The sequence below is a fragment of the Candidatus Woesearchaeota archaeon genome (assembly GCA_016928155.1).
Lineage (GTDB): Archaea > Nanobdellota > Nanobdellia > Woesearchaeales > JAFGLG01 > JAFGLG01.
Genome location: JAFGLG010000002.1, coordinates 173,609 through 199,117 on the forward strand (window position 1 = coordinate 173,609; position 25,509 = coordinate 199,117).

29 protein-coding genes and 1 tRNA gene are annotated in these 25,509 nt (G+C 45.5%); 13 read left to right on the top strand and 17 right to left on the bottom strand.

Going from position 1 to position 25,509, the window contains the following annotated elements:
* Positions 1 to 67: 67 nt before the first annotated feature.
* The 3 genes from JW968_01165 to JW968_01175 are packed head-to-tail and all read right to left on the bottom strand — an operon-like array spanning position 68 to position 2,107.
* A complete protein-coding gene (locus JW968_01165) occupies positions 68 to 982 on the bottom strand; it encodes an ROK family protein (protein MBN1385569.1) in 915 nt (304 codons plus the stop codon).
* Entirely contained in the window at positions 939 to 1,136 is a 198-nt protein-coding gene (locus JW968_01170) for a hypothetical protein (protein MBN1385570.1), read from the bottom strand. Before JW968_01170 ends, JW968_01165 begins: the two co-directional genes overlap by 44 nt.
* Positions 1,133 to 2,107 (bottom strand): bifunctional phosphoglucose/phosphomannose isomerase, encoded by a 975-nt coding sequence (locus JW968_01175; protein ID MBN1385571.1) that lies wholly within the window; start codon positions 2,105 to 2,107, stop codon positions 1,133 to 1,135. The genes JW968_01170 and JW968_01175 overlap by 4 nt, the downstream gene beginning before the upstream one ends.
* Before the next feature lie 558 nt (positions 2,108 to 2,665).
* On the opposite strand from JW968_01175, the gene JW968_01180 reads away from it, so the two are divergent.
* Positions 2,666 to 3,238, top strand: a complete 573-nt coding sequence (locus JW968_01180; GenBank protein ID MBN1385572.1) for a 50S ribosomal protein L15e — start codon at positions 2,666 to 2,668, stop codon at positions 3,236 to 3,238.
* 11 nt (positions 3,239 to 3,249) lie between these two features.
* Here the strand turns inward: JW968_01180 and JW968_01185 are convergent, their stop codons facing one another.
* Entirely contained in the window at positions 3,250 to 3,426 is a 177-nt protein-coding gene (locus tag JW968_01185) for a hypothetical protein (GenBank protein ID MBN1385573.1), read from the bottom strand.
* 82 nt (positions 3,427 to 3,508) lie between these two features.
* On the opposite strand from JW968_01185, the gene JW968_01190 reads away from it, so the two are divergent.
* The 3 genes from JW968_01190 (at position 3,509) to JW968_01200 (ending at position 6,193) form a co-directional block, all read left to right on the top strand.
* Positions 3,509 to 3,611: transfer RNA gene (locus JW968_01190), tRNA-Val, on the top strand.
* Complete coding sequence (locus JW968_01195) at positions 3,603 to 4,694, top strand: AI-2E family transporter (GenBank protein ID MBN1385574.1); 1,092 nt, start codon at positions 3,603 to 3,605, stop codon at positions 4,692 to 4,694. Before JW968_01190 ends, JW968_01195 begins: the two co-directional genes overlap by 9 nt.
* A 26-nt stretch (positions 4,695 to 4,720) precedes the next feature.
* Entirely contained in the window at positions 4,721 to 6,193 is a 1,473-nt protein-coding gene (locus JW968_01200) for an AMP phosphorylase (protein MBN1385575.1), read from the top strand.
* A 357-nt stretch (positions 6,194 to 6,550) separates the two neighbouring features.
* Here JW968_01200 and JW968_01205 read toward each other — a convergent pair whose 3' ends face one another.
* The 5 genes from JW968_01205 to JW968_01225 form a co-directional block, all read right to left on the bottom strand.
* Entirely contained in the window at positions 6,551 to 6,979 is a 429-nt protein-coding gene (locus tag JW968_01205) for a hypothetical protein (GenBank protein ID MBN1385576.1), read from the bottom strand.
* Between the two features lie 377 nt (positions 6,980 to 7,356).
* Entirely contained in the window at positions 7,357 to 8,604 is a 1,248-nt protein-coding gene (locus tag JW968_01210; GenBank protein MBN1385577.1) for a type II secretion system F family protein, read from the bottom strand.
* Complete coding sequence (locus JW968_01215) at positions 8,601 to 9,422, bottom strand: type II secretion system F family protein (protein MBN1385578.1); 822 nt, start codon at positions 9,420 to 9,422, stop codon at positions 8,601 to 8,603. The genes JW968_01210 and JW968_01215 overlap by 4 nt, the downstream gene beginning before the upstream one ends.
* Positions 9,423 to 9,516: 94 nt before the next feature.
* Positions 9,517 to 11,358 carry a type II/IV secretion system ATPase subunit gene (locus tag JW968_01220; protein ID MBN1385579.1) on the bottom strand — a complete coding sequence of 614 codons (1,842 nt, stop codon included), beginning with the start codon at positions 11,356 to 11,358 and terminating at the stop codon, positions 9,517 to 9,519.
* The gene (locus JW968_01225) at positions 11,355 to 12,320 is read right to left on the bottom strand and encodes a hypothetical protein (protein MBN1385580.1); all 966 of its coding nucleotides are present in this window, start codon (positions 12,318 to 12,320) and stop codon (positions 11,355 to 11,357) included. The genes JW968_01220 and JW968_01225 overlap by 4 nt, the downstream gene beginning before the upstream one ends.
* 492 nt (positions 12,321 to 12,812) lie before the next feature.
* On the opposite strand from JW968_01225, the gene JW968_01230 reads away from it, so the two are divergent.
* Together JW968_01230 and JW968_01235 are read left to right on the top strand one after the other, a co-directional pair.
* Positions 12,813 to 13,019: a hypothetical protein gene (locus JW968_01230; GenBank protein ID MBN1385581.1), complete on the top strand. Its 207-nt coding sequence runs from the start codon at positions 12,813 to 12,815 to the stop codon at positions 13,017 to 13,019.
* Positions 12,998 to 13,351: a type II toxin-antitoxin system PemK/MazF family toxin gene (locus JW968_01235; GenBank protein MBN1385582.1), complete on the top strand. Its 354-nt coding sequence runs from the start codon at positions 12,998 to 13,000 to the stop codon at positions 13,349 to 13,351. The genes JW968_01230 and JW968_01235 overlap by 22 nt, the downstream gene beginning before the upstream one ends.
* On the opposite strand, the gene JW968_01240 is transcribed toward JW968_01235, so the two are convergent.
* The 5 genes from JW968_01240 to JW968_01260 all read right to left on the bottom strand — a co-directional run bounded on the left by JW968_01240 (position 13,345) and on the right by JW968_01260 (position 18,262).
* On the bottom strand, positions 13,345 to 14,319 hold the full coding sequence (locus JW968_01240; GenBank protein MBN1385583.1) for a hypothetical protein: 975 nt from the start codon (positions 14,317 to 14,319) through the stop codon (positions 13,345 to 13,347). The two genes, JW968_01235 and JW968_01240, sit on opposite strands and share 7 nt — an antisense overlap.
* On the bottom strand, positions 14,310 to 16,859 hold the full coding sequence (locus tag JW968_01245) for a VWA domain-containing protein (GenBank protein ID MBN1385584.1): 2,550 nt from the start codon (positions 16,857 to 16,859) through the stop codon (positions 14,310 to 14,312). Before JW968_01245 ends, JW968_01240 begins: the two co-directional genes overlap by 10 nt.
* On the bottom strand, positions 16,850 to 17,311 hold the full coding sequence (locus JW968_01250; GenBank protein MBN1385585.1) for a hypothetical protein: 462 nt from the start codon (positions 17,309 to 17,311) through the stop codon (positions 16,850 to 16,852). The genes JW968_01245 and JW968_01250 overlap by 10 nt, the downstream gene beginning before the upstream one ends.
* Positions 17,312 to 17,429: 118 nt before the next feature.
* Entirely contained in the window at positions 17,430 to 17,813 is a 384-nt protein-coding gene (locus JW968_01255) for a pilus assembly protein (protein MBN1385586.1), read from the bottom strand.
* A gap of 29 nt (positions 17,814 to 17,842) precedes the next feature.
* Positions 17,843 to 18,262, bottom strand: a complete 420-nt coding sequence (locus tag JW968_01260; protein MBN1385587.1) for a hypothetical protein — start codon at positions 18,260 to 18,262, stop codon at positions 17,843 to 17,845.
* A 293-nt stretch (positions 18,263 to 18,555) separates the two neighbouring features.
* On the opposite strand from JW968_01260, the gene JW968_01265 reads away from it, so the two are divergent.
* The 5 genes from JW968_01265 to JW968_01285 all read left to right on the top strand — a co-directional run bounded on the left by JW968_01265 (position 18,556) and on the right by JW968_01285 (position 22,034).
* Entirely contained in the window at positions 18,556 to 19,383 is an 828-nt protein-coding gene (locus tag JW968_01265; protein ID MBN1385588.1) for a hypothetical protein, read from the top strand.
* Positions 19,384 to 19,516: 133 nt separating this feature from the next.
* Positions 19,517 to 20,404, top strand: coding sequence for a hypothetical protein (locus JW968_01270; protein ID MBN1385589.1), 888 nt, complete (start codon positions 19,517 to 19,519; stop codon positions 20,402 to 20,404).
* 33 nt (positions 20,405 to 20,437) lie between these two features.
* Positions 20,438 to 20,614 (top strand): hypothetical protein, encoded by a 177-nt coding sequence (locus tag JW968_01275; GenBank protein ID MBN1385590.1) that lies wholly within the window; start codon positions 20,438 to 20,440, stop codon positions 20,612 to 20,614.
* Positions 20,615 to 21,043: 429 nt separating this feature from the next.
* Positions 21,044 to 21,874, top strand: a complete 831-nt coding sequence (locus JW968_01280; GenBank protein MBN1385591.1) for a hypothetical protein — start codon at positions 21,044 to 21,046, stop codon at positions 21,872 to 21,874.
* A complete protein-coding gene (locus JW968_01285; protein MBN1385592.1) occupies positions 21,858 to 22,034 on the top strand; it encodes a hypothetical protein in 177 nt (58 codons plus the stop codon). Before JW968_01280 ends, JW968_01285 begins: the two co-directional genes overlap by 17 nt.
* A gap of 6 nt (positions 22,035 to 22,040) precedes the next feature.
* Here the strand turns inward: JW968_01285 and JW968_01290 are convergent, their stop codons facing one another.
* Positions 22,041 to 22,577, bottom strand: a complete 537-nt coding sequence (locus JW968_01290) for an alpha/beta hydrolase (GenBank protein MBN1385593.1) — start codon at positions 22,575 to 22,577, stop codon at positions 22,041 to 22,043.
* A 103-nt stretch (positions 22,578 to 22,680) separates the two neighbouring features.
* Here JW968_01290 and JW968_01295 point away from each other — a divergent pair, with 103 nt between their 5' ends.
* Both JW968_01295 and JW968_01300 read left to right on the top strand, forming a co-directional pair.
* Positions 22,681 to 22,851 (top strand): hypothetical protein, encoded by a 171-nt coding sequence (locus JW968_01295; protein ID MBN1385594.1) that lies wholly within the window; start codon positions 22,681 to 22,683, stop codon positions 22,849 to 22,851.
* 2 nt (positions 22,852 to 22,853) lie between these two features.
* A complete protein-coding gene (locus JW968_01300) occupies positions 22,854 to 23,117 on the top strand; it encodes a hypothetical protein (protein ID MBN1385595.1) in 264 nt (87 codons plus the stop codon).
* Here the strand turns inward: JW968_01300 and JW968_01305 are convergent.
* Complete coding sequence (locus tag JW968_01305; protein MBN1385596.1) at positions 23,114 to 24,358, bottom strand: adenosylhomocysteinase; 1,245 nt, start codon at positions 24,356 to 24,358, stop codon at positions 23,114 to 23,116. The genes JW968_01300 and JW968_01305 overlap by 4 nt on opposite strands.
* A gap of 12 nt (positions 24,359 to 24,370) precedes the next feature.
* On the bottom strand, positions 24,371 to 25,270 hold the full coding sequence (locus JW968_01310; GenBank protein ID MBN1385597.1) for a sugar kinase: 900 nt from the start codon (positions 25,268 to 25,270) through the stop codon (positions 24,371 to 24,373).
* Between the last annotated feature and the right edge of the window lie 239 nt (positions 25,271 to 25,509).

Consider the following 25,509-nt stretch of genomic DNA (forward strand, 5'->3'; position numbering starts at 1 on the left):
GGTTTCCATATTGCAAATAAGTTATGGGTTGAACCAATATGACAGAAATTGAAACAATATAACAGGATCAGACCCTGCCCTGCTTCTCAGCAAGGGCTAATGCGCCATATATGCCAGAAGAATCCCCAAGCTTAGACTTAAGGACCTTCACTTTCTGGCCCTGGATATTCTTGGACATGACCTTCCTGATCCTCGGATAAAGCATAGTCAGATTGGACATGCCGCCACCCAAGGCAATCACCTCAGGGTCATAGAACTGCACAACATTGGCCAAGCCCAAGCCCATATGATAAGCGACCTGATCCAATGCTTTCCTTGAAGCAGAATCATTCTTCTTCACAATCTCAACAGGAGGGATAGCCTTTGATGATCCCTTGAACCTCTGATATGCACCAACAAGAGCCCGTGCTGCAACATACTGCTCAAAATGGCCTCTCTTCCCACAGGTGCACATCTCTCCATCAGCAACAAGGACATGATGGCCGATCTCTCCAGCAAGATTTGAGCCTCCATGCACAAGCCTGCCATCAATGATGATGCCAGAACCGACACCAGTACCCCAGATCAGGCCCACAAAATTCCCGGCCCCTTTCCCCACACCATAATGATATTCAGAAAGCGCAAAACACTTCGAGTCATTAAGGACAAAGACAGGGAGATCCAGCTTCCTGCTGAGGACCTTGCCCAGATCCACGCCTTCAATGCCCTTGATGTTGGGAGAATGAGACATGACACCATTCCTATCAAGAAAACCTGCAATGCCGATTCCGACAGCGCTGACTTTTCTCCCTGAACTGACATCTTCGACAGCATGCAGGATATTCGATATCACATCTTTCCTGCCAGAACCTGTAGTGAACCTCTTCCTCAATACCTGACTGCGGCTGCCGGCGAGCATGGCCTCAATCTTTGTACCGCCTATATCAAGGGCAACAAACCTATCCATCATGATCCTCTTCCTCTTCAGGCAAGGGCACCTCATCAACAGTCTTGGATGCGGTCTTGTAGTCGAGCTTCTCCAGAATGCCAAGGTCAGAGAACTGCTCTTTTGCGCATTCCTCACAGTAGCACTGGTTCGGCATGCCCTTTATGCAGTAGACCGCCTCCTCCTCCTCACAGATGATGCATTTCTTCATAATGAGAGATAACCTGACCCGAGCTGCTTCTTGAAATCCTCAACAAGGCTGATGTCTGTAGGATCAACACCCATGGATTCAGCTAGATAGAAGCTTATGAGATCACCGAGAAAAATCGATGAAACTATCTTTGCAAGACGGCCCTTGCCTGAAAGCCTTATCTCAGTCACATGGGCTGTCCTTGAAATGAGCTTCTTGGTGAGCTTCATCCTGTCCTTTATCCGCCTGTAATCATCCTCGTCATGCAGTATCATCACATGAAAAGGCAGGCGGGGATTCGCATATGCGAGAAGCTCATTATGGTCAATCTCTGGGAACACTCCCACAGCAGCAAAGATCTTGCAGTTCTCAAGAAAAGCTATCCTCCATCTGTTCGCCACGCCGAACATGCGCTCAGAAGAATAGATGATGGGCAATTTGCCGACGAGAAGAGCAGCAAGCTGTCTTGCATGGCCGGTGAAATCAGCGTTCTTCACAAGATCAACAGCCTCATCAATATCAGGGGCTGATGACACAAGACCGAGATTCTCAAGGACATTCAGGATTGGAAAGAGCTGAAGGGGATAAGCAATCCTCGGCTGATAACCCTTCGGGACATCGACATGCGGGACACGATACTGCCTGCACAGCTCCTGGAGCTTCCCGCCAGAAGAGATGCCGACCATCTGGCAGCCAACCCTGAGACCCTGCCTAAAGCAGCTGAGAGTCTCCTCAGTATTGCCAGAATAGGACACCAAGAACATCAAGGTCCTCTTATCAACAGATCTTGGGATGAAATAATTCTTGACAACATCAACATCCATATCAGAGGCATAGGCCTTGAGAAGATCGCCCGGAACACCGCTCCCACCCATGCCGCACACAACAACCCTATTGAAATGGCCAGCCAGATGAATATCCCTACCAAGCTTCTTAGCTTCCATCAGCTGGATAGCAAAACCATCCAGCGCCTCCTTCATCGATATCCCCACCAGACCACCTGACAGGAAATTGGCCAGGTGGCTTATATAAATCTTTCCCAAATATTCCGGGAGAAAGGTTGGAAAGCTGTTTTAATGCACTCTGGGAAGGAATCAATCAATTGGGGGGTCACAGCCCTGCAGAAAGTCTGACATCTGACATCGGCAACTTCAAAATGCGAGATACCAACAAAACTCAAAGTATCAACAATACTTAAAGTATAAAAAACTCAAAGAATAAACAAAACTCAAAATACCAACAAAACTCAAATATCAACAAAAATCAAATATCAACAAAAAACGCGTCGCATCCGCTCAGCCTACCAGTCAACCGGCATGTCTTAAGCCTTTGATCTTCAGAGATCCAAAAACAGAATTTCAACACACCTTGCTCAAGTGGGACATGAATTCCTGCAAACTGCCCATAATCGACAAGATATCCTCTGGGAGCAACCCCCTGAAATGCATTTAAAGCACGCTAGCAGGCGTTTTGACCTAAAGGTGCAAATATTCTACAGAGCTAAAAATATCCAAAACCTTTTTAAATGGGGCTCAAATCCAAACACTAAAATGGGATTACATGCAAGATTAAGGAAACTCTGGAAGCATCCCAAGAAGATAGAAGGCTACCAGGCAAAACTGATCCAATACAGGAGAGAGCCTGCCACAGTAAGGCTAGAGAAGCCCACAAGACTTGACAGGGCAAGATCACTCGGCTACAAAGCAAAGCAAGGCTACATAGTGGCCAGGCAGAGAGTGATGAGAGGAGGCAGGAAGAGGGAGCATTTTGCAGGAGGAAGAAGACCCAAGACATACAGATTCGCCCAGGTCGTATCGCAGAACTACAGGTGGGTGGCTGAGATAAGGGCACAGAAGAAATTCCCTAACTGCGAAGTCCTCAACTCATATGAGGTCGGCAGGGACGGCATCTACTTCTGGTACGAAGTCATACTTCTCGACAGATCACACCCATCAATCAAGAGCAGCAAAGAGACAGCATGGGTATCAGAAAGGACAAATAAAGGAAGAGTATACAGGGGACTCACAGGAGCAGGCAAGAAATCAAGAGGCCTGTACAGAAAAGGGAGGGGCGCTGAGAAGATAAGGCCCAGCCTGAGAGCCAACAAGAGAAGAAGCAAGTAAGCCCTGGTTTTCTAACCCAATATGCCGCTGATCATGAAAAGAGTCAGCGCCAGCAAGACGAGACCGAACACTATCAAGCCGAACATGAGCCTGTAACTCTTCTTCACAATGCCCATATAGAAGCCTGAGAGTATAAGCAGGCAGATCACTCCAATCGTAATGTTGAAAAAAAGGTCAATAATGTCCATGAAAAGGACATTCCATGAGAGGATTTAAATAATTTACTACCCACAATATTTAAATAATATAGGCAACTTCAGCAAAGCATACGGGTCCATGGTCTAGTTGGTTATGACGTCGCCTCGACATACACAGCAACAGGTTGCTGGATTCGGTACGGCGGAGATCCCCGGTTCGAATCCGGGTGGACCCATCCAAAGAGGTGAGAGGAATCACAAAAAAGGATCAGGACACATACACAAAGTATCTCCTGATTGCAGTATTCCTCATTATCGCATTCCTCTCATTCCTCATAATCAAGCCATTCCTCGTGACCCTCATCACAGGATGCCTGATAGCATACATATTCTTCCCTTTCTACAGATGGACAAACAACAGGATAAAGAGACCTGCAGTCTCATCACTGATAGTCTCGATCCTGCTGATACTCATTATCGCGGTGCCTGCGCTGTTCATAGCAAACAGCCTGAGCAGAGAGGCATATGTATCATACACAGTGCTCAAGCAGAAGTTCGTAGGGAGCTCTGCAGTGCAGTACAGCTGCGAATCAGACAACTATCTCTGCCAGAAGACAAACATGCTGAAAAAGTTCATGTCAGAGCCGAAAGTCAAGTTCTATATCGAGGACTGGCTGACAAAACTCACAAACTGGTTCGTAGACAACATAACAAACTTCATAGTATCCCTGCCACAGAAGATACTTAACCTGTTCATAATGTTCTTCGTAATCTACTACATGTTCATAGACGGGGAGATATTCGTCAGTAAGATGAGAGACATGCTCCCGTTCGCAAAGGGAGATAAGAGGATCATATTCAAACAGTTCTCAGAGATAACATCAGCAGTGATATACGGATCCATCGTGACTGCAATCGCGCAGGGCATAATCGGAGGCATAGGGCTGTGGATATTCAGGGTGGAATCCCCAATAATGTGGGGGTCCATAATGATAATAGCTGCACTTCTGCCATATGTTGGATCCGCAGTGATCTGGGCACCGATCGGGATATACAGGGCAGTTATGGGCTACCTCAACAATGACACCACACTAATGTGGCTTGGCATAGGGCTGCTCATCTACGGCCTGTTAATAATCAGCACAATCGACAACATAATCAGGCCGAAGCTCATCGGAAACAAGGCAAGGCTCCACCCTGTGATCGTGCTGCTCGGAGTCATCGGCGGGATATCCATATTCGGCATGGCAGGGCTGGTCATAGGGCCGGTAGTACTCTCGCTCTCAATAACAGTGCTGAAGATCTACACAAGCAGGTGATCCAAATAAAACTGCGAATAAAAGACATGGACATATCCACAGGCGGGGTTCAGGTGGTCATACTAAACCAGGAAGATGCAAGGATGTATGACCTGAAGGTGGAAGACAGGGTTAAGATAAGGAACAACGGAAGGACGACAATTGCAGTCGTCGACATTGCAGAGTCTGACAAAATAGTGAAGCCCGGACACATCGGAATGTTCGAAGAGAGCCTCAGGGCAATAAAGGCGAGGAATGGGAACATCATCGATGTCCAGCTCGATGACAAACCACTCTCTGTCAGGCTGATAAGGAAGAAGCTGGACAAGAAAGAGCTGAGCTACGATGAGATGGACCAGATAGTCAAGGACATCATCAACAACGAGCTCGACGAGATAGAGCTCACATACTTCATCGCGGCATGCTACAACAACGGCATGTCATACCAGGAGATACTCGCGCTCACAAAATCAATGGTCAAGAACTCAGACACGCTCACTTTCGACAGGAAACCTGTGATGGACCTGCACTGCATAGGCGGCGTGCCGGGGAACAGGACAACGATGATAGTGATACCGATCATCGCAGCAGCAGGACTGCTCATACCGAAGACAAGCTCAAGAGCGATAACAAGCCCTGCAGGGACAGCAGACACCATGGAAGTGCTCTGCAATGTGAGCTTCAACACAAGGAAACTCATGAGCATAATAAAGAAAACAAACGGGTGCATAGTCTGGGGAGGAGCACTGAACCTTGCGAGCGCAGACGACAAGCTCATAAAACTCCGTTATCCTCTGAGCCTTGATCCCATGGGCATGCTCATAGCGAGCATAGTGGCTAAGAAGCATTCAGTCGGCTCTACACACATCCTCCTAGAGATACCCATCGGGCACCAGACAAAGCTCGCCACAAAGGAAGAGGCACTGCATCTCGAGAGGGAATTCATAAACGTTGGAAAAAGGCTCGGGATGAGATTCAAGATACTGATCACAGACGGAAGCCAGCCAGTAGGCAACGGCATAGGATGCGCACTTGAAGCAAAAGATGTGCTCTACTGCCTGATGAACCATGAGAATGCGCCCAAGGACCTTCTCCAGAAAAGCATAACAATAGCAGGGATGATGCTAGAGATGGCAGGAAAAGCGAAGAAGGGGCGCGGACACCTGATGGCACAAGAGCTCGTAGAGAGCGGGATAGCATTCCAGAAGATGCAGGAGATAATCAAGCTCCAGGGCGGCAAAGGAAAACTGGACCCTGACAGGATAAAGGTCGGAAAGTATGAGCATGATGTCGTTGCTGAAAACAGCGGCATAATAAAAGGCATAAACAACAAGGACATAAACAAGATATCAAGGATAGCAGGCTCGCCGAAAGACCTCGGCGCAGGGATCTACCTGCACCATCATGTCGGAGACATGGTAAAGAAAGGAGAAGCGCTATTCACGATACATTCAGACTCGAAGAAAAGGATGGATTATGCAAAGAACTTCCTTGAATTCGCAGAGCCATTCTTCATATGAAGAAATCCTTCTTGTGGTTCCTGATAAAATTCTCAGCCTCAAGGTCAGAATTGAACTCCTTGATGACCTTCATGAAGAGAGAACTGCACTGATGGCAGACATCCGGCATGGACTGCACATTATCACACTTCAGACACAGATACACCTTTGCGATCCTACACACCCTTATCTTGGAAGACCTATCCTATAACCGCACTTACTGCAGAGAAGAGCGCCAGTGAATGCATCAAAATGCAAACTCAGGGAATTGCACCTGGGACATCTCTTCACGAACTTGAGCAGTATATCTGGGTGCATATTTTCCTGCTTATTAATCTTTGGGTGCATCTTGATATTAAAAAAAAGAAAAAGAAGGCCTTATTCGACCTGAGCCACTAACTTACCGGTCTTGCTGTGATCAAAGCCGCCGACTTCTGAATAGCTGTATGTCAGATCTGCCTTGACCTTTGAACCTACTGTCCATGCATTACCATCGCAGTCTGTCAATGTTATGTCTATTGTAGCACCATCAGACATCGCCTGGCCTGCCGGACTTGTACAGCCGCTGATTGCAACTGTAAAATTTGTCAGATCCTTGCCAAGACCATTGGTGACCCTCAACTGAACATCGGTTGGTGTGACCTTGTGGACGCACGAGAAGCCTGGACCGAACTGGCATGCTTCAGGCAAGAAATTGCTCTGATTAAAGACGCCAAAATAAGCCAAGGCTGCGATTGCTGCAAGAACAACCAAGATCGCCCAACCATAAGTCATCAGGAACTCCATTGCTGCCTGACCTTTCTTCATTATACCACCTCAAAGTTTTTTTAGGTTAAGTGTGTTAGTATACAAAATAATATACTAATGTATGGATTAAATCATCTTTCATATATAAAGGTTGCGGTTTTTGCGGCTCTGTCCGGAATCTCGCTAACGCTCGATACCATTGCCTTCAAAATGCTCAATTGATAATAGGAAAGTGCTATGTTCCCACAGGGAGCAACCCCTCATAACGCACTTTCTTTTACATAATGAGAGCATTTTGACCTTACGCCAATGACTTTCCGGACAGAGCCGGTTTTTGTCAGATAAAACCAGATAAAGACTCCAAAATATCTTCTGATCATGAACAGCAAATTTTCTCAAAAGGAGCATAAGCCAGCAAATCCTCCAATCAAAAAATTCTAGACAAAAATCCCGCTCAGGAAAAGCTTGAGCAATGACATGGCCACGAAGTAGATCACAAGAGCGACCAGGATGTACACCGGAAGGAAGTTGATGCCTTCCTTCACAGTGCCCTTCCTGATGGTTGAGATTATCATAGCAGAGAAAAGGCTTGTGATCGCCAGATACACCGCTGAAAAAACCCTGAAATCTGAAAGATCTATTGTCTTGTAAAAGACCATGGGAGCATTAGGTATGAAAGTGAAGTCGCCAGAACTTATTATGCTCTGCACAATAGAGATGAGCTGATAAGAAAGAGCGAACATGACAGGGGCTATCATGATCGAAGCAAAGGTTATGAATATGACATAAGTCGCAACGCTCGCTGCCATCTCCTTCTTCAGAAGACGCATCTTATTGATGCCGTCAGCGATCCTGAGCAGGAGCTCTGAGACATTGCCGCCGGACTCAATGCCCTCGATGATCAGATCAATGGACCTCTGCAAGATGTTGGAATCATATTTCAATGCAAAATCATGCAAGGCATCAGTCAGGTCCTCGCCGGTCAAGGTCTGCTTGGCGACAAGCTCAATCTCCTTTGCAAGGACACCGAACTGGGGGCGCACAGCAAACCAGAGAGCCTTGTCGATAGGCATGCCGGCCTTCATGTTGGATGAAGCGAGCTGGAGGAAATCAGGCAGGACATTCTCGACCTCAAGCTTCCTCCTGAAAGCCCTGATATCTAGATAGAGCAGATAGATGATCCAGACCAGCATCAAAGCCAAAGGGAGCATCAATACCATGAAAAAGAACAGTATGAAAAGGACATAACCCAGATTGACTGCAATGCCCTGATAGAGGCCGGAGTAAGTGATGAAGATGATGAATGAAGCGATGTCGAGGAAAAAAGCCATATTGAAGAGCACTGCCCTTATCCTCTTGGGCTCCTTGTCGATGCCGGCCTTGAGCATGTAGTTCTTGAGCCTGAGATGACGCTCCTGCCTCTTCCTTGCCCTGACAGCTTTCCTGTCAACCTTGGGGCTGGGCTTCTCTGGCGACTGGGCCTTATGCCCTCCTTTAGCACCATGTCCTTCTTTAGCATTTTGCCCTTCTTTGGCATCATGCCCTGGAACCTTTGCACTCTCAAGAAGCTTCTTATCCACCTTGGGCTTGTGCAGCCTGCCTATCCTATGATGCCTCCTCTCGGTGCGTGACTTGAGCCTATCAAGCCTTGATTCAATATTCCCGTGGATCTTTGTCTTCTTCATAGTTCAACAGCAGGCCTCTGAGACCTTATCATGGAAAGGAACATGAACTGGAGGAAAGCCATCACAGCAGTCAGGATCATCAAGATCGGGAGAGAGATGCGAAAACCGATGAACAAGGACATGACAACAATCATGGTCATGCCCAAAGATGGGAATATTATGGCGACAAGCATGTAGAACATGGCGATGGGATTGAGCTTGCGCCCATATTCCTTGACCTCGATATACTGCTCCTGGACAATCTGCTCAAGAGTGGTGTTGAGAGCCTTGGAGATGTCAGAACCTGTCTCAGTCGCATTAAGGATCTGGAAGAATATCTTCTGGAGCGACTCAGAAGGAATCGTATCGATAGTCTCCTTCAAGGCAAGCTCAAGAGAAGTCCCCAGGTTTATCTTGTCCAATATCTCCTTAGTGTAAAATCCTATTGCCCTGTAATTCTTGGTGATGTTCAGGAAAGCAGTGTAGATAGGGATGCCTGACTGCAGCTCAATTATCAGGAAACGCATAGCAAAAACAATCTCACGATCGATCTCCTTCCTCTTACGTATTATCTTTATGTCAGGAAGGCGGATGAAATAAGAATATGAGAGGAACAGGAATACAGGGAAGAGAACAAAAAGCCAGTAAGGAGAAAACTTATTATGCAAAAGGAAGAACAGATAAACAGACATCAGGACAGAGAAAACCAGGGTGTTCATGATGACCTTCAACATGAATCTCTCCTTCTCAGAAGAGATATTCGCCTGCCTGAGCTTATAATCCAGATTCGGAATCTTATCTGCCAGATACTTCAAAAATGTGCTCTTGATTTTCCCCACCCTCATGAATCATTTATGAATCATTTATGAATTATTTATGGATTATTCCAACTTATCTGTGACTTTGGCTTCTTCAAACTTCCTTATGATCACTTCATAACTTCCTGTTCTGCGAGACAAGCTTCAAAAGCTTATCCTTCCCAGAGTAATACTCGGCTATGACCCTGCCGACATCATCAACATTATGTATGTTGTGCTTCACAAGATAAGACAAGACCTTCTCCTTCTCAGCAAGATCCTTCCTGATCCTTGCATCTGAAAGACCAGAGAAGAGCCTGATCTGCTGCATCAGATGAAGAGGCTTGGCAACCTCAATCAGCCTATCCTTACGGGCATCATACTTCATGATTACCTTATGCGTCGAGTCAGGCAACACCTCTGCGATCTCCAAAGTCCTCCTGATGCCGGTCCTCCTGTTACGGAACTGGGTTATGATCAATGATAATGATGGAAGCATGGTCTTAGGGACCTCGATAGGAGGATTAGTCAGCCTGACAATCACCTCATTCGCATTATTTGCATGGAAAGTGGCATACACGCTATGGCCGGTATGGATGGCTTCGAAAAGCGTCTCAGCCTCGAATTTTCTCCTGACTTCACCCACAATGACCCGATCAGGCCTCATCCTCAGAGAATTCGTGAGGAGATCCTCCATTGAAATTAGCCCGCGACCCTCTGCATTAGGCTGCCTTGTCGAAAGAGGGACCCAGTGCAGGAACTTCGGAAGGGCGATCTCCCTCGTGTCCTCGATAGAGATGATCCTCTGGTTCGGAGGGAAAAAAGATGCAAGGACATTAAGAGCAGAGGTCTTGCCAGAAGCAGTGCCTCCAGTCACTATTGCAGACATCTCATACTGCATAGCAAGCCAGATCATCGCTGCGGCCCTGATGGAAAGAGTCTTTGCCTGAAGGAACTTGGTTATTGTCCAGGGATCCCTGGAGAACTTCCTGATTGTGAGAGTGTTGCCTTTGGTCGAGATGGGAGCAAGAGTCGCATTCACCCTGTCACCAGTCGACAGATGGGCATCCAGAAGAGGGGCGAGAGCAGATATGTTCCTGCCGACCTTCCTGCCGATCATCGTGGCATAATGCTTGATGATGCCCTCATTGCCGACAGTGATGTTAGTCTTGAGCCAGGTGAACTCCTTGTGATAGACCCAGACAGGATCATTCATGCCATTGATGGCGATCTCCTCAAGAGCATCATCATTCATGAGGACCTCAATGTTACCCATCCCAAGGCTCTTCTGGACAAGATAAGAGATAAGGAACTTCCGGATGTCCTCAGTGACATCAGGGAAATACTTGGAGATGAGAAGCGTAATTGTCTCTTTGAACTTGTCCTCCACAACGGACTCTTTCTTGATATCGGTTATGTCAACGATACCAAGCGTGACCTCATTGATAAGCTCTTTCCTGATGCGCTCGAGCATGGCCATGGTGGTGTCTGAGATCCTGGAGATATTCACCTCATACAATGGAGTGGATTTGCCGTACTCCTTCCAAATCCTGACAGTCACAGGTATGTTGCTCGAGACAAAATGATACTGCTTGAGAAGCTTCTTCTGATGGGACTGATCCTTGTTTGCAGACCTCTTTGCAGCCTTCCTGGCCCGCCTTGCGGACTTTGCCTTCTTTCCCTTCATACCAGTAATCTTCCTGGATGATTTCTTGACTTTCAATGATTTAACATTATTATTTGATTTCATGTTATGTGATTTAACCTTTTTATGTGATTTAACCTTTTTATGTGATTTCACCCTATCATGTGATACTGATCCCTTATGAGATCCTGACATCTTATGAAATCCTTCTTTCTTTTGTAATCCTAGCATCCTGTGAGATCCTGAATTCTTATGAGACCCAGCCTTTGACTTCTTATGCCCTGCCTTCTTCGCCGTACTCTTCACTTTCCTTTTGATCTTGACCTTCCTCATAACATCTTATCCAGCTTCAGCATATCATTCTTCATCACTTTCCTCTTCTGCTCAAGCCTCTCAAACCTCTCATTGAACTCTTTCAAGTCATTCTCATAGGTCTCCTTCATCTCGATCGACCTGGACTGCTCAAGCAGCTTCCTCATCTCAGCCTTCAGCTCATCCTTCTCAAAAGTGATCTCCTGCAAAAGGGTGTTGACCTTGTTCTTCTTGTCAAAGAAAGACTGGAACTTCTGGATTATCTCCTGCTTGGCCTTCGATGTCGTGGCTGAGTGCTTCCTGGTCTCAAGCGCAGCAAGGATCAGCTTCTCCTTGTCCTTGATGGCCCTCTCCTTCTTCATTGTGCTGTCGACAAGCTCAGCAATCTTCAGCTTCTCATGCTCGGCAAGATGCTGGACCTTCTTCTTGTCCTTCACATGGGATGAACCAAGGATCTTCAGGAGCTTGCTGTAATCCCTCAGCTCCTTCCTCAGCTCGTCATCAATATCATGGCTGTGCTTCTCAAAATCAGACTTGACCTGAAGCAGCTTGTCATCAAGATCACGCTTCATGGCTTCATACTTCTCGAGCTCTGCCAGATGCCCCTTAATCTCCTCTATCTCGCCAGAGACCTGCTTCTTCAGATTATAGAAAGAATTCCTGAATTTCTGGATCGTGACATCATCACGGTCAAGGTTCTTGAGAGTAGACTCGACCTTCCTCAGGAAAGCCTCTTTCTTTATGGTGAACTCCCTCGTACGCCTCCTGACCTCAGACCTGCTCATCTTCTGCTCAACCAGGAAAGGCTTGAGCAACAGATATTCAACAGACAGGATCTTCTCATCCTCCAAGAAATCAGCCCAGTCCTCAATCACTTTCCTAGAAACACCAAGCTCCTGAGCAGCCTCAGAGAAGCCTATCTTCTTCTTGAACTTCACAAGATCAACTAGTTTATCAACTCCTGTACGTATCTCCTCAACCATCAGGTACCCCTTTTTTCCATACAACGAAAAAGACAACTATAGTGAAAAATGTCTTTTTCTAGGATGACAAATAACTAATCAGTCCCCAAATCTTGATTATTTGTCATATATCCTAACTAATGCGTGTCAATGAAGCCCTATTTATAAATGTTTTCAATGGTCAAAAATTGGCAAGAGGAGCTGAGAGTGACGAAAAAGTGATTTTAAAGGCTTCTGGCAACACTGTTAAAGTTTTTAGCAAAACGCGATGACTGAAAAAATGGAACAGTGGTTCTGGCTGTAAAGCATATGAACATCTGAAATGATTCGAAAGAAACAAAAATTTTCCAGATATTACGGGTGCAATCATAAGAATTTCTGATCATTAGTGAAATGTATCGGATCCCATGAAAGATCTTTGATGGAAAAGACAAAAATCCCATTAAGACTGGAGAACAGAAAGACCACATGCAACAGAAACGCTTAAATATTGGGTATACTTTTAGTATACCAATGGTCACGACAATAAAGATACATGAGGATACGAAGGCAAGTCTGGACCGGCTGAGAAGAGAAAGAGAGAGCTATGATGACCTTATCAAGAGAGTGATCAGTATGATGCGAAGAGAGAACCTCGAGAAAGAGCTGAAAGAGGCATACCTGCGGATGGGAAAAAAGGAACTGGAGATGCTTGAAGAATGGGAAAACGCATCGCTGTAAAAAGAGGAGAGATCTGGCTGGTGAACCTGGATCCGACAATCGGCCATGAGATCCGAAAATCAAGACCTGGTATCATAATACAGAATGACATCGGCAACAAATATAGCCCAATCACAATAATTGCTCCGGTGACATCAAGCATAGAGAAAATATATCCTATAGAGGTGCTTCTGACCAAGAAAAATTCAGGACTTAAAAAAGAATCAAAAGCAGTCCTTAACCAGATAAGAGCAATTGATAAGAAAAGACTGATCAGGAAGATAGGAAGACTGAAGAACAGCGCCATTGGAGAAGTGAATGAAGCAATAAAGATAAGCCTTGGACTCTATTGAACCAATTCGTCCACCTCATAATAATCAAGCCTGGTTGTCTGGAAAATCGAGCCATCATCCAGCCTGAACCAATCAGGCATCCCGGTGATAGCATAGAAGGCAGGGTTCTGATCGCTGAAATAGATGTAATCAATCACTGATTTCTCCTGCGTTGCGATACCCTGATCAGAGAGCTTCTGGAGATCCACCATAGATTCAATGCCGAACATGGAAGCAGAGAAGTCACCCTCAAGCCTCTGCAGATAAGAAGGGGCATGATCAGATTCTGTGTACCATGAATTCAAAAGATGGGATCTCAGGTTAGAGACATCAGTGCCCTGCACAAAATCAGTAACATTGGACTCGTGGATTATATTTGACACCTTACCGGATGTCTCAATCAGATACAGGGGGTCTTCAAAGCCAGCAATAGGCAATTCTGCAGAAAAATTCCTGGAAAGATTCCAGGAAGCAGTATCCGCAGAGTCAGTCAAGACATAATCCAATACAATAGAAGCCCTCACGTGCCAAGGATCTGAATGAGAGATGACCACATCACTCACTGTCCACAATATCCGGATACCGTTGACAGAAGCCTGCTGATTGAAGCCAGCAAACCAATCATTTATTGTAGAACCCTGCATGGAACTGACAGGTTCGGCCCCAAGAGTCCCATTCAGGAAAAGGCCTGCAAAAGCTGAATCAATATCCGGGATATAATGACCTGATTTCACAATCCTCTCCTGCATCGCAAGAAAAGAATGGAATGATGAGATATAGATTGCACGTCCAATATCATGATCAAGATTCCTCAGCAGATTATCCATCTGAAGAACCCTAGTGGAATGAAGCTGGCTCTTCTCCTGATAACGGAAAGCACCCTGATAATAGAATACAGAAAGGATTATGATGCCAAGAAAAAGCAATGAAAGGAGCGTGTAGAAGAAGCCTTTCCTGCTCTGCCTGAAGCATGATCCTCTCACTGCCAAGATCTCACCTCAATCACAGCAGGACCCCAAAGAGAGGGTATCTCAGAGATGGTCAAAGTCGTCATGCCGAGATCGCCTGGGCCGATAATGATATCAAGGAGACCATCACCATCAAAATCAAGCATGCCCAGAAGATCAAAGACAGCGACATCAATCGCATCCCCACTATCATATGAATACGAGCCGAAGCTGCAAGCGTCAGTGCCTGCATAATCTGCCGGGATAGCAATAGTCAGATTGGTGCCATCCTCAAACTCCAAGAACCATACACAGCCATCAGCCTCCGGGAGAACACTGGTATAATCAGACACAGCAGGAAGGGAATAGGAATAGATGGCCCTGTTGCTCGGGGATCCGCCGCTCTCTGCAGAGATGTTGAAAGAAGTCTTGAGTATGACATCGTTATCGGATGATGCCAGAGACAGAGGGACCTGCAATACAAATGGATCACCTATCAGGATGTAATCATCGCCGAAACCATCAATATCAAAGAAATCAACAGAACCAGAACCAGAATCTATCGAGACTCTCGAGGTCCACAATGAACCAGAATATGAAGTCAGATAAGCTTCCCTCAGGGATGCAGCAGCAGGAATGCCAAAATGACCCTGCGTGACAGAATTCCCGAAATGAGGGGTCTCTTCAGTGATTATTATCTCGCCGAACCCAGGCGGATTGATGTCAGGCACATAAGTGAATCTTATGAATGAATCATGCAGATCGCTATGGATATTCGTGACATTAGGGGCCTGGCCTGAAAAACCGAGAGAGGAGATGAGCAACTCATAAGCCAGGTCAGAATAGATTTCCTTCAGAGCAGTATAATTCTGCCCCCAATAGAAATTGCCATGACCACAATCAGAGATGGCCTTGAGAGTAGCATTGTCAGCCGAGCTCCCGAAACCGATAGAATGGATGGTGATATTATACAGATCATAAGTCTCGCATGCTGACTGGATGGCCTCAACCTTTGCAGCTTCCTCGCCGCAGGCAGTCGGAGTATAATAACACCTGTTTGCAGTGCCGTCGCTCATCACAATGATGATCCTGGACCTTGACGGATCTGACTGGGCAAGAAGCTTGCTCCTGGAATCAATCACAGCAGAAGAGAAGCAAGTATTGGGGCCCTTGGTATGATAATGATCAATCTTGTCATCCAGAATCATCTTAGAATTAGTCAGATCCTCTGACTGGCCTGGCTCAATAGATGCATGATATGAGACAAGGCCAAGACGGTTGTAAGATGAATTCAGGAATATGCCGACAAAATCATGATCGACCTCTTTAGCCACATCAAGACGCGACATCCCAGGAGCATCAGGCATATCATCACTGTCCATGCTATTCGAGATGTCAGTCGTCAGGATCACATCCACAGGGGTGCCATTGGACACAGTCACATTCCCAGGGATGTGGCCAAGACGGAGCGGGATATTAGAACGGGACAAAGAAGCGAAATCAAGGAAGGATGATAAAGTGGAATTAGGGATGATGACAGAGACATCACCCAGCTGGGATGAATTGTAGACAGTCTCTGACCCCAAGGTCAGCATAAGAGGAAAATCCGTGGAGTAATCAAGGGATGACTCCATACTGACCAGTGAACCAGGGATATAAAAAGAATCATAAATATTTATCAACCCATCGATATTATCAAAATGATAAGTCGAAGTCGCCAAGCCATCTGCATATTCTGTCTCAGAGAAGAAGATATCCTCTGTCCTATAATCCACCTCAAGATAGCCTCCGCCTATAGAGAGCATAGAGGATGAACTAAAGGAAACAATGTTAAGGCCTGGCTGGAAATTAGAGTAATAAGCAGGATCAATCAGGAATGTATCAGCCTCTTTCTCAGGGGTTGATGGAGAAAATGAACCAGAAAACACCCCATTGATAAAAAGATCGAATGAAGACGCGATGTCAAGCTCAAGATAACAGTCTTCAATGATGAAATCAGACGGAAGGGAGAGTTTTGAAGAGATGTTCCCATATCCTATATAGCCCCCATAAAAGATATGCTGGGCCCTTGATACATCCCCGATGATCAAAGAGGCCCTTGATGAGAAACCATATAGGGTCTCATTCTGCTCAAAGCCAGAGACATAGCTCTTGGCAGAGAGGAGGTCAACCGGCTCAGAATCTGATGTCGAGAAAATATTCTGGCTGTTGATGTAGAGAGCTGTCTCATAAGGCAAAGGCACCATATCTGAAAATTCCTGGAAGAGCAAAGCAGCAAGATCTGTCCTGCCATAGGAATAGAACTCGCCAATCTGCATCATGACTGACTGGTTGGGCCTGATAATCGAGCCATTTAGGATCATCTGCCTCACTACACTAGAATTCATCTCATCTATCCTAAGCTCAGACATGACATTGATGAGATCATTCGCATTGTTGCTAAGCTGATATGTCGGCCTTGAAGAGATGAAAGAGGTGCTAACAATACCTACTGCGAGCAGCATGATGACCAAAGCCATGAATGCATCTACGCTGAAGAAGAACCCTTTCTTATCCCCAATAACACCATGCTTCAATCCCATAAGTACAACACCATGTTCATTACCTTGCCATCAAAAATGACATATCTTGTGGTCTTGACAACATTCTTCCCATCTGGCTCAACACCGAATGCGTAGGACCTTGCCCCTTCTGCATCCTCAAGGAAGAAATAGAAATCATAAGAGGTCCGGAAAGAAGACCTTGCCTGGGAGTAGTCCATACCTGTGAATGAATCTAACTTTGCCCGGTTTATCCTCATGTCCCCGTCAGTTATGCCTATGATAGTGAAATTATCCTGAGTCCAACCTTCAGGGTATCCCTTTGTCAGGAGGGAGCGGGATATCGAATCAGCATCAATCTCAAGCTCCCGGAACACAAGACTCTTCTCAGAGACCATAGAATAATACCTGAAGAAAAGCAAAAGGACTATGGCGAATATGAAAAGAGCTATCATGAAATCCAGAGTGATGATCTGGGCCTTATTCGACCTCATCCTGTATCTTCTGCTAGTATACACTCCATCAGTACACCTTCTGCCAACGCCTCTCCCGCCAGCGTATCTTCTTCCAGTGCACATTTCGTTAATGCACACTCCACTAATACACATTCCGCTAATTGAGATAGATGATGCCATTCTCCTTCCTTATTGTATTCATGCCTTTCTGAGGCTGGCCTGTGACAGGCGGTATCTTCAGATAATACTGATGATTACCTGATGAAGCATCAAGAGACCCCTGCGTGAGAGAGATTGAGTAATCATATTCTCCGATAACAAGAGGCATCTTGAACTGCCTCTCATAGCCATCACTCACAGAATATGCTGTCATTATCTCATTCTTCAAGCCAGAGGACACATCCTTCAGCTCCAGATATTCTTTATGGGACCTGAGATCATATGCCTTGTCCAATGCTATCTTCATGAAGAAACCGAAGATGATGACAAGTAATGCGACAAGGATGATGAATTCCACAGAAGCCTGGCCATTTTTCCTCATTTTATCCCATGATTTGCATGCATATGCCATCAGCTGATTATGACATAAGACCCTCTTGACTCGATCGTGATGGTGTGAAGACCGGGAGTTGATGGAAGAGAACCAGTCATGTTCACCTCTGTGGTCTCATAGACATCAGAGTCGCCTGAGCGCTTCTGGACCAAGAAAAGAACCTCATGATCCCTGACCTGGGCTGATGCAACCTTGTCAGGCAGAGTGAACTTCATGGTGACCATGCTAGGCTCCCCATAATAATAGACCTTCTCAACATTGACCACAATATCCTGGGCGATCTGATAAAGCTGGTTCTCGATTGCAGATTCGCGGTAATCTTCAGACTGGAAGTAGAAGAACATTATAAGAGGGATGATGATGACTGCAATGAAACCTAGGATCATCAGATATTCCATACTGGCCTGTGCGTTCTTATTTCTTTTTATCAACCCCATGAGGACTTTGAGGCCAGCAATGTATTTAAAGGTGTGTTACTATTATATAATAATCACTAAATAATTATTGCGAAATGGAGATTGACAAGTAGAGATTGTAAAGTATATCTATCAGGATACATCTTATGAGAATATTAATGAACATATTCATGAACATATTCATGGATCTATTGACAGATCAATTGATGCATATTTGTGACCCACGGACAGGCCAATCGTTCATGCTGTGCAAAGGCTTAATACGGCCCAAAAGCAGGAAATATTTATATATATAATTTATGACCCATTTTAAAATGAAGCGTTTTGGGGGCATATGGATCTGCTTAGTGATTTTCTTATACTTCGCAACCCCCATAAATGCTGAGACAAATGCGACTGTCTTCGTATCAGAGACCGGGAATTCTGTGGTGATGCTCCAGATAACAGGGCAGGATACCACAGAAGTGATGCTGCCGCTCGATGTATCCCAGCCAAGCATAAAAGGTGGGCTGTATGTGCTGAGCGAGAACGGCATAAAGGTAGCAGCAAAAGATGTCGCAGTTGTCATTTACAAGACAGACCTGTTCACATTCAAGCAAGGAGCGAACTGGACATTCGAAACAGACCTTCTCGGTCATGCCAACACAAAAATCAAGCTGCCGAGCCATGCCATCATACTGGAGACAGGGGGCTTGATCGATGCAGACACAAATGAGATATCATTCGATGATTCTGACATAAGGCTGACATACACATTCGGGGAAAAGCCTGCCGAGAATGAGAAGAAAACCTGGATCTACCTGATAATACTGGCAATAATCCTCTTAGCAATCGCAGGCATCATGATATTCCTAAAGAAATCACAAGAACCGACAGGAGAATCAACAGAAGGCACAAACAGACAAGGCAAAGGACAGGCCAATGTCATAAAGACACTGAGCTCACACCAGGCAAAGCTTGTTGAGCTGATAATGCAGAACAATGGCGAGATCAAAAGGAACAAGCTAGAAAGGATAAGCGGGTATGCAAAGAGCAGCTTGGCATCATGCCTGAACAGCCTTGAAAGGAAGAAGATAATCGAGATAGACAAGACAAGCGCTGTGCATTATGTCAGGCTGACAGAATGGTTCAAGGGATTATGAGACAGATGATGAAAATGATAAAAAAAGGGATAAGCAAGAAAATAACCTGGATACGTGCCTGTTCACAGCTGTACTATATGCCATTTATATCCTGTTCATGCTTAATGAACCACAGACAGGAGAGGTTATCAATATGAAGGGACAACTGGCACTAGGACTAACATTGCTGCTATTACTAGTCGGAACAATGTCTGCCCAAGTGCCAGGCTATGTCAATGTGTCATATACAAATGACGGCTCAACAGTGATTGTAGGCACAGGAGGAACACAGACAACACAAACAACAGACGATACACAGAACACAGAGACCCAGGAAAACACACAGGCAGATACACAGATTCAAGCCGATACATACCAGGAAATAGATACCTGGCAAGAGAAAGACACCCCGGCTGAAATCCCTGCAAAGGACCCTGCTGAAAGACCATCAATCACAAAAATAGACAACAAGACAGACAAGAAGCCGAAAGAGAAACCAGAGCCCCAGCAGATACCCACAGACTACATACCTGCAGAGCCAAGCAAAGAAAAGGCTGATGAGACCATCACAGGCGGGATATTCGAGCTGAAAGTGAGCGACCTCAGGCATGCCGGCTATCAAGGGCTGGTATCAGACTTTGTCAGGGAGCTCAATGAGCAGACAAAATACATGAGGACAGAGCTCAAGGAAGAGATAAAGCAGAGCAAGCTCGAAGAGAAGATGGCGAAGAACATAGGTAAAAGGATGCAGGCAAGGGTGCTGGAGATGACGGCGCAGAGGATAGAGATAAGCAAAACAGAGATCGTCAGGAGAATCAGCGAAATAGATGAAGAGTCTGCGGATGAAGTGGCAAAAATGCCAGATGACTTCCAGAAACTGGTGTATGTGTCCCTTGAACAGGGATCAGAGGAAGACAAGGCAGGCCTTGAAACGCAGATAAAGGACATAGGCAAAGAATTCCATATATGGAGAGTCCCTTTTGAACCAGAAGATTTCGATAACCTCGAACCAGAGCAGATCATGAACATGATCACTGGCTGAACCTGTCACATCCACAATATGGAGGTGGTTCAGATGAGGAAGCATGAAGAGAGATTTTCAGCAGAGAAGTATTTCCAGAGAAGGGAGCGGGCTGAAGCGTACCACAGGTTCTTGAAGAATCCGCAGGCAAAGAGGATACAGGAGCATTTCCACAACATCACAATGCTGGGAGAGGACAAGATGCCGCTGACAATCATCATAGCAGAATAACAAAAATCACACTAATCCCCAACCCAAAAGTTAGAGTATCTGATCGTGCGATTTGTCAAAATAGTGGCAAAGGAAAAAAATCATATCTCAGCTCCAGGTTACACTCGAACCACTATTTTGAGCACCCTGAAATTCCGCCTTAAATCCTGATTTTCGCAGTAAACAGCCAACTCTGATGAGTGGCGAAATCTCATGGTTTGGAATTGAAAATGACTCCCTGAAAAACGGGTTAAAACCCCTAAAATGACAAGCGTCATTTTCAATAACGAAGAGACCCAAAACACCCAAGACCTGCAATCCCATCCCTTTTTTCATTTTTTTCTTATATCAAACCAACAATGTTTTAGTCACATATCAATTAGGAAAAACAGCCTGTTCACGTCTGTTCACTATGTCTTTTATATCCTGTTCATGCCCTAAGAACTTCTCATGAGAAACATAAAAATCCGCAAGGCAGCGCTGGCATCATCACTGGCAGCTGTATGCATTGCCTGCCTATTGATAATCCTGCCTGCCGGAGAGGCGGCAAAAGCATCAGGGGGAAATTCAGGCGGAGGATCACCTGTCCTGATGAAAGGAAGCAGCCCGCTTGTCATGAAGAATGACAATTCAAACAACGAAAAGGGACAGAAGGATGATGGCCAGCTAGGAACAGAGGGAAAGAAGGAAGAAAAAAAACAGGATGAGAAAAATCAGGAACAGAAAGAAAAGGAAACAGGCAAAGACAAACCCGGGATCGAGAACCTTGGCCAGGAGATCAAAGGAATAATGATGGAAAGGAAAGCTGAATGGAAGATGACAATAGGCGACCTCAGAGAAACAGGCTACAAAGGGCCAGTGTCAGACTTTGTCCATGCGCTGAATGAGCAGACAAAGATGCTCAAGGATGAGGTCATGGCCAAGATGATCGAGAACAACATGACACAGGACATAACAGAATCCATAGCAAAGAGACTTGACGCAAAGTACAGGGAACAGGCAGCAAAGCAGAGGAGGATCACAAAAGAAGAGAAGAGAATGGCTTTTGGGCAGATAGACCCTGAAGCAGCTGAAATAATCGAAGGATTCGATGAAGAATTCCAGAACCAACTGTACATAAATGTCATTGAAGGGGATCAGGAGCTCATAGATGATATCCGGATCCTTGACCAGAGCTTTGAGATATACCCAGACCTCAATCCTGAGGATCTCGAAGGCCTCGATGAACGTGGGATAATGGAAAAGATTACCAGAGGTGGTAATAATGAAAAGAAAACATGAAGAGAGATTCTGCGCAGCAAAATACATAGAGAGGAGACAGAAGGCAGAGGCATACTTCAGATTCCTGAAGCACCCGCAAGCCAGAAGACTCCAGGAACACTTCCACAACATCGTGGAGTTCGGAGAGGACAGGCAATTGTCAAAAATAATCGCAAAATAGGGATGATCATATCCGCTTCAATCCATCAAGAAGATACCTGAACTCAAAGAACATGAAATGGCCCTGGCCTTCCAGCACAATCGGGGAAACACCGAGCGATTCGCCCAGCTCATACGCTTTTGACAATGGGACATATGGATCATCATCAGAAGCCATCACATGAAAAGAACCGCAAGCCTGCTTGATCCTATCCCAATCAAAATCCTTCTCAGCAAAAGTGCTGTTGAATACATCAAAATCAGGGCCCAGCTTACCAATAAAACCTCCGATAAGATAAGCTGACCTCACCTTGATACCGAAGGATTCCAGCAGATCAAGGATGAAAGTGGCACCAAGGCTATGGCCGATAAGGATCGAATCTTCCAGCCTGTCCTTGTACTGCTCCATGACACTGAGCCAGTTATCAAGCTTCTGATCATGCATTATGGGGAATTGGGGGACAATAACAGAATGGCCCCGGGCTTCCAGCTCTCTTTTCAGCCATGGGAACCAATTAGCATCAGGGCTGCCATTGCAGCCATGGAAGATGAATATGTTTGTCATGATAAGAAATTGATATAACCTTATTTTATAGTTTACTATAAAATGAATAATTTCCGGATCAGTCCAGGAAAAATATTTAAATATAAACACTAATATCCATTCTATGAAGCTAAAGCAAAAGACGATACTCGGAATCGCAGGAGTCATTGGCCTTGTAGTGGGTGTAATGATATCAATACCCTTCTTCATCCGTGGCCAGGAATGGATAGGTACTGCTGGTGTTCTCCTTTCAATTATCGGATTGGTGCTGCTTGCAATATCATTTGGTGATTGAAGATGCATCCAGCAGCCCGCAAGAACATCCTTGATCTAACATATACAAAATATCTTAATTATTACTCGACAACTATCATAATAATGTTCACATACCTCATTGGTTTACTTTTGGCGCTGCTCACAAAACAAGCTTTAGTCAGCAGCATAACTGGCTTCATGGTGATGACAGGTTTATCTCTCATATTCTTCATGAGCGCAGTAATGGCTTTATTGAGATTCAAAGACAAACAAAAGAAGATAATCGAAGAAATCAGAAATATCTAGGTCCCTTCCTGCCATGTCGACAGATATCTCCTCTGCTCATCAGTGAGCTCATCAATCTCTATGCCCATAGCCTCAAGCTGAAGACGCGCGACCTCATCATCCATCTCAGGAGGCAAGGTATAGACCTTGGGCTTGAGCTTCCCCTTATTATCAAGAAGGAACTTGCAGGCAAATGCCTGATTGATGAAAGACATGGCCATGATTGTGGAAGGATGGCCTTCAGCAGCAGCAAGATTTATCAATCTGGCCTGGCCAAGAATGAAAATCCTCTTGCCATCAAGCAAATACTCATCCATGAAAGGCCTGATATTCCTTGCAGGAGCAACCTTCTTCAGACCTTTGAGATTGATCTCAGCATCGAAATGACCTGAATTCGCCAAGACGACACCGTCCTTCATCAGCCCCATATGATGCATGTCAATAATGTTCTTGTTGCCTGTGACAGTCACAAAGATGTCACCTATCTTTGCAGCTTCTGCCATGGGCATAACCCTATACCCATCCATCACGGCCTGCAATGCCCTGAAAGGATCCACCTCGACAACAATCACATTCGAATCCATGCCCTGAGCCCTCTTTGCAACACCCTTTCCGCAGGAGCCGTATCCGCAGACGACAAAATTCTTTCCTGCAAGCAGGACATTAGTTGCCCTCAGTATGCCATCTATAGTTGACTGGCCAGTGCCCTTGATGTTATCCATAAGATGCTTTGTATTGGAATCATTGACGGCAACAACAGGATACTTCAATGCATCATCCTTCTCCATCGCCCTCAATCTGATGATGCCAGTCGTGGTCTCCTCAGCACCACCGACGATGCCCTCCAGCAAGTGCTGATATTTAGTGTGAAGCAAGGTCACAAGATCACAACCGTCATCAATAGTTATGTTTGGGCTGAATTCCACAACCTTCTTAAGATTATCATAGTATTCCTCATCAGACTGGCCTTTCCAGGCATAGACCTTGATGCCCTTCTTTGCAAGATAAGCAGCGACATCATCCTGGGTGCTGAGCGGATTGCAGGAGCAGATCGCGACATCAGCGCCTCCGGCAACAAGAGTCTCGACAAGCACAGCAGTCTCTTTCGTGACATGGAGAGCCATCCCGATCCTGGTGCCCTTGAAAGGCTTCTTCTCCTCAAACCTTCTCCTAATCTCCAGCAGAGCACCCATCTGGATCTCTGCCCACTCAACATTCCTCTTACCCTGATCAGCAAGCTTGATATCCTTAACCTTATACATATATATTACCTCCTAAAATTCCCTCATATCCTTGAATTCCTGGTATCTCTTCAATATCATGTCTTCAGTCAGAGCCTTCAGGTTACCAGGACCGAAACCCTCAGCATTGAAGCTGGCAATGGCTGAAGCATAGACAACACCTTTCCTAAGATTCTTCTCGTCGTGATCCTTTGTCTTCGCAAGATAACCAATCAAAGAACCTCCGAACGAATCACCGCAGCCAGTAGGATCCCTAATGTCCTCCATGGGATAACCAGGAGCATTGAAGTGCTTTGAATCTGTGAATAACAACGCGCCATGCTCGCCTTTCTTTATGATGACTGCCTTAGGGCCCATCTTCAGGGCTTCATTAGCAGCCTTGACAAGATTAGGTGTGTTGAACAGCTGCCTCGCTTCACCGTCATTAAGGATAAAGACATCAACCTTCCTTATGGCTTCCAGCAATCTATCCCTCTTGTGCTCGATCCAGAAATTCATGGTGTCAAGCATTATCAACCTGGGGTTTTCAAGCTGGTCAATGACCTGAAGCTGGAGATCAGGATCAATGTTCGCGAGGAAGACATACTCTGCTTTTTTATATTTGTCTGGGAGCTTCGCATCAAAATTCTCAAGGCAATTCAGCTCAGTCCTCAGAGTCTTAGCCTCATTCATGTCAAACTCATAATAGCCAGACCAGCGGAAGGTCTTGTGATTTATCTTGATGCCTTCAGTGCAGATACCTTTCTTCCTGAAATCAGACAAGTGCTTCTCTGGAAAATCCTTTCCGACAACTGCCACCATGCCAGGCCTCTCAAAGAAGGAAGCAGCGTATGCTGCATAAGTGGCAGAACCTCCTAACAAATCTGACTTCTTTCCGAATGGGGTCTCCACTTCATCGAGCCCAACTGTACCAACAATCACAAGATTCACCATGACTGTCAAAATCTTCCCCTTATTTATAAAATTTAGGGTCTTAGGGACTCTGTCCGGAATCTCGGAGCTGTGAATCCAGCTCGCATCTTGGATCAAGTTGGGCATAAAGCCCAACGGACTAATAGATATAGTGAAATGATTGTCTAACGCTAGGGTTAGTGGCTTCAAAGTCCCTGTTAAAACCAATCCAAAGCTGACATTCCCCGAGCAGGCCACGCTAACACCCTAGATCAAGTGGG

Excerpts from the sequence above, each read along its gene's own strand:
- JW968_01165 (MBN1385569.1), bottom strand. The coding sequence starts at position 982 with ATGAGGTGCCCTTGCCTGAAGAGGAAGAGGATCATGATGGATAGGTTT.
- JW968_01170 (MBN1385570.1), bottom strand. The coding sequence starts at position 1,136 with ATGAAGAAATGCATCATCTGTGAGGAGGAGGAGGCGGTCTACTGCATA.
- JW968_01180 (MBN1385572.1), top strand. The coding sequence starts at position 2,666 with ATGGGATTACATGCAAGATTAAGGAAACTCTGGAAGCATCCCAAGAAG.
- JW968_01185 (MBN1385573.1), bottom strand. The coding sequence starts at position 3,426 with ATGGACATTATTGACCTTTTTTTCAACATTACGATTGGAGTGATCTGC.
- JW968_01200 (MBN1385575.1), top strand. The coding sequence starts at position 4,721 with ATGGACATATCCACAGGCGGGGTTCAGGTGGTCATACTAAACCAGGAA.
- JW968_01205 (MBN1385576.1), bottom strand. The coding sequence starts at position 6,979 with ATGAAGAAAGGTCAGGCAGCAATGGAGTTCCTGATGACTTATGGTTGG.
- JW968_01210 (MBN1385577.1), bottom strand. The coding sequence starts at position 8,604 with ATGAAGAAGACAAAGATCCACGGGAATATTGAATCAAGGCTTGATAGG.
- JW968_01220 (MBN1385579.1), bottom strand. The coding sequence starts at position 11,358 with ATGAGGAAGGTCAAGATCAAAAGGAAAGTGAAGAGTACGGCGAAGAAG.
- JW968_01225 (MBN1385580.1), bottom strand. The coding sequence starts at position 12,320 with ATGGTTGAGGAGATACGTACAGGAGTTGATAAACTAGTTGATCTTGTG.
- JW968_01230 (MBN1385581.1), top strand. The coding sequence starts at position 12,813 with ATGGTCACGACAATAAAGATACATGAGGATACGAAGGCAAGTCTGGAC.
- JW968_01235 (MBN1385582.1), top strand. The coding sequence starts at position 12,998 with ATGGGAAAACGCATCGCTGTAAAAAGAGGAGAGATCTGGCTGGTGAAC.
- JW968_01245 (MBN1385584.1), bottom strand. The coding sequence starts at position 16,859 with ATGGGATTGAAGCATGGTGTTATTGGGGATAAGAAAGGGTTCTTCTTC.
- JW968_01250 (MBN1385585.1), bottom strand. The coding sequence starts at position 17,311 with ATGAGGTCGAATAAGGCCCAGATCATCACTCTGGATTTCATGATAGCT.
- JW968_01255 (MBN1385586.1), bottom strand. The coding sequence starts at position 17,813 with ATGAGGAAAAATGGCCAGGCTTCTGTGGAATTCATCATCCTTGTCGCA.
- JW968_01260 (MBN1385587.1), bottom strand. The coding sequence starts at position 18,262 with ATGGGGTTGATAAAAAGAAATAAGAACGCACAGGCCAGTATGGAATAT.
- JW968_01265 (MBN1385588.1), top strand. The coding sequence starts at position 18,556 with ATGAAGCGTTTTGGGGGCATATGGATCTGCTTAGTGATTTTCTTATAC.
- JW968_01270 (MBN1385589.1), top strand. The coding sequence starts at position 19,517 with ATGAAGGGACAACTGGCACTAGGACTAACATTGCTGCTATTACTAGTC.
- JW968_01275 (MBN1385590.1), top strand. The coding sequence starts at position 20,438 with ATGAGGAAGCATGAAGAGAGATTTTCAGCAGAGAAGTATTTCCAGAGA.
- JW968_01280 (MBN1385591.1), top strand. The coding sequence starts at position 21,044 with ATGAGAAACATAAAAATCCGCAAGGCAGCGCTGGCATCATCACTGGCA.
- JW968_01285 (MBN1385592.1), top strand. The coding sequence starts at position 21,858 with ATGAAAAGAAAACATGAAGAGAGATTCTGCGCAGCAAAATACATAGAG.
- JW968_01290 (MBN1385593.1), bottom strand. The coding sequence starts at position 22,577 with ATGACAAACATATTCATCTTCCATGGCTGCAATGGCAGCCCTGATGCT.
- JW968_01295 (MBN1385594.1), top strand. The coding sequence starts at position 22,681 with ATGAAGCTAAAGCAAAAGACGATACTCGGAATCGCAGGAGTCATTGGC.
- JW968_01300 (MBN1385595.1), top strand. The coding sequence starts at position 22,854 with ATGCATCCAGCAGCCCGCAAGAACATCCTTGATCTAACATATACAAAA.
- JW968_01305 (MBN1385596.1), bottom strand. The coding sequence starts at position 24,358 with ATGTATAAGGTTAAGGATATCAAGCTTGCTGATCAGGGTAAGAGGAAT.
- JW968_01310 (MBN1385597.1), bottom strand. The coding sequence starts at position 25,270 with ATGGTGAATCTTGTGATTGTTGGTACAGTTGGGCTCGATGAAGTGGAG.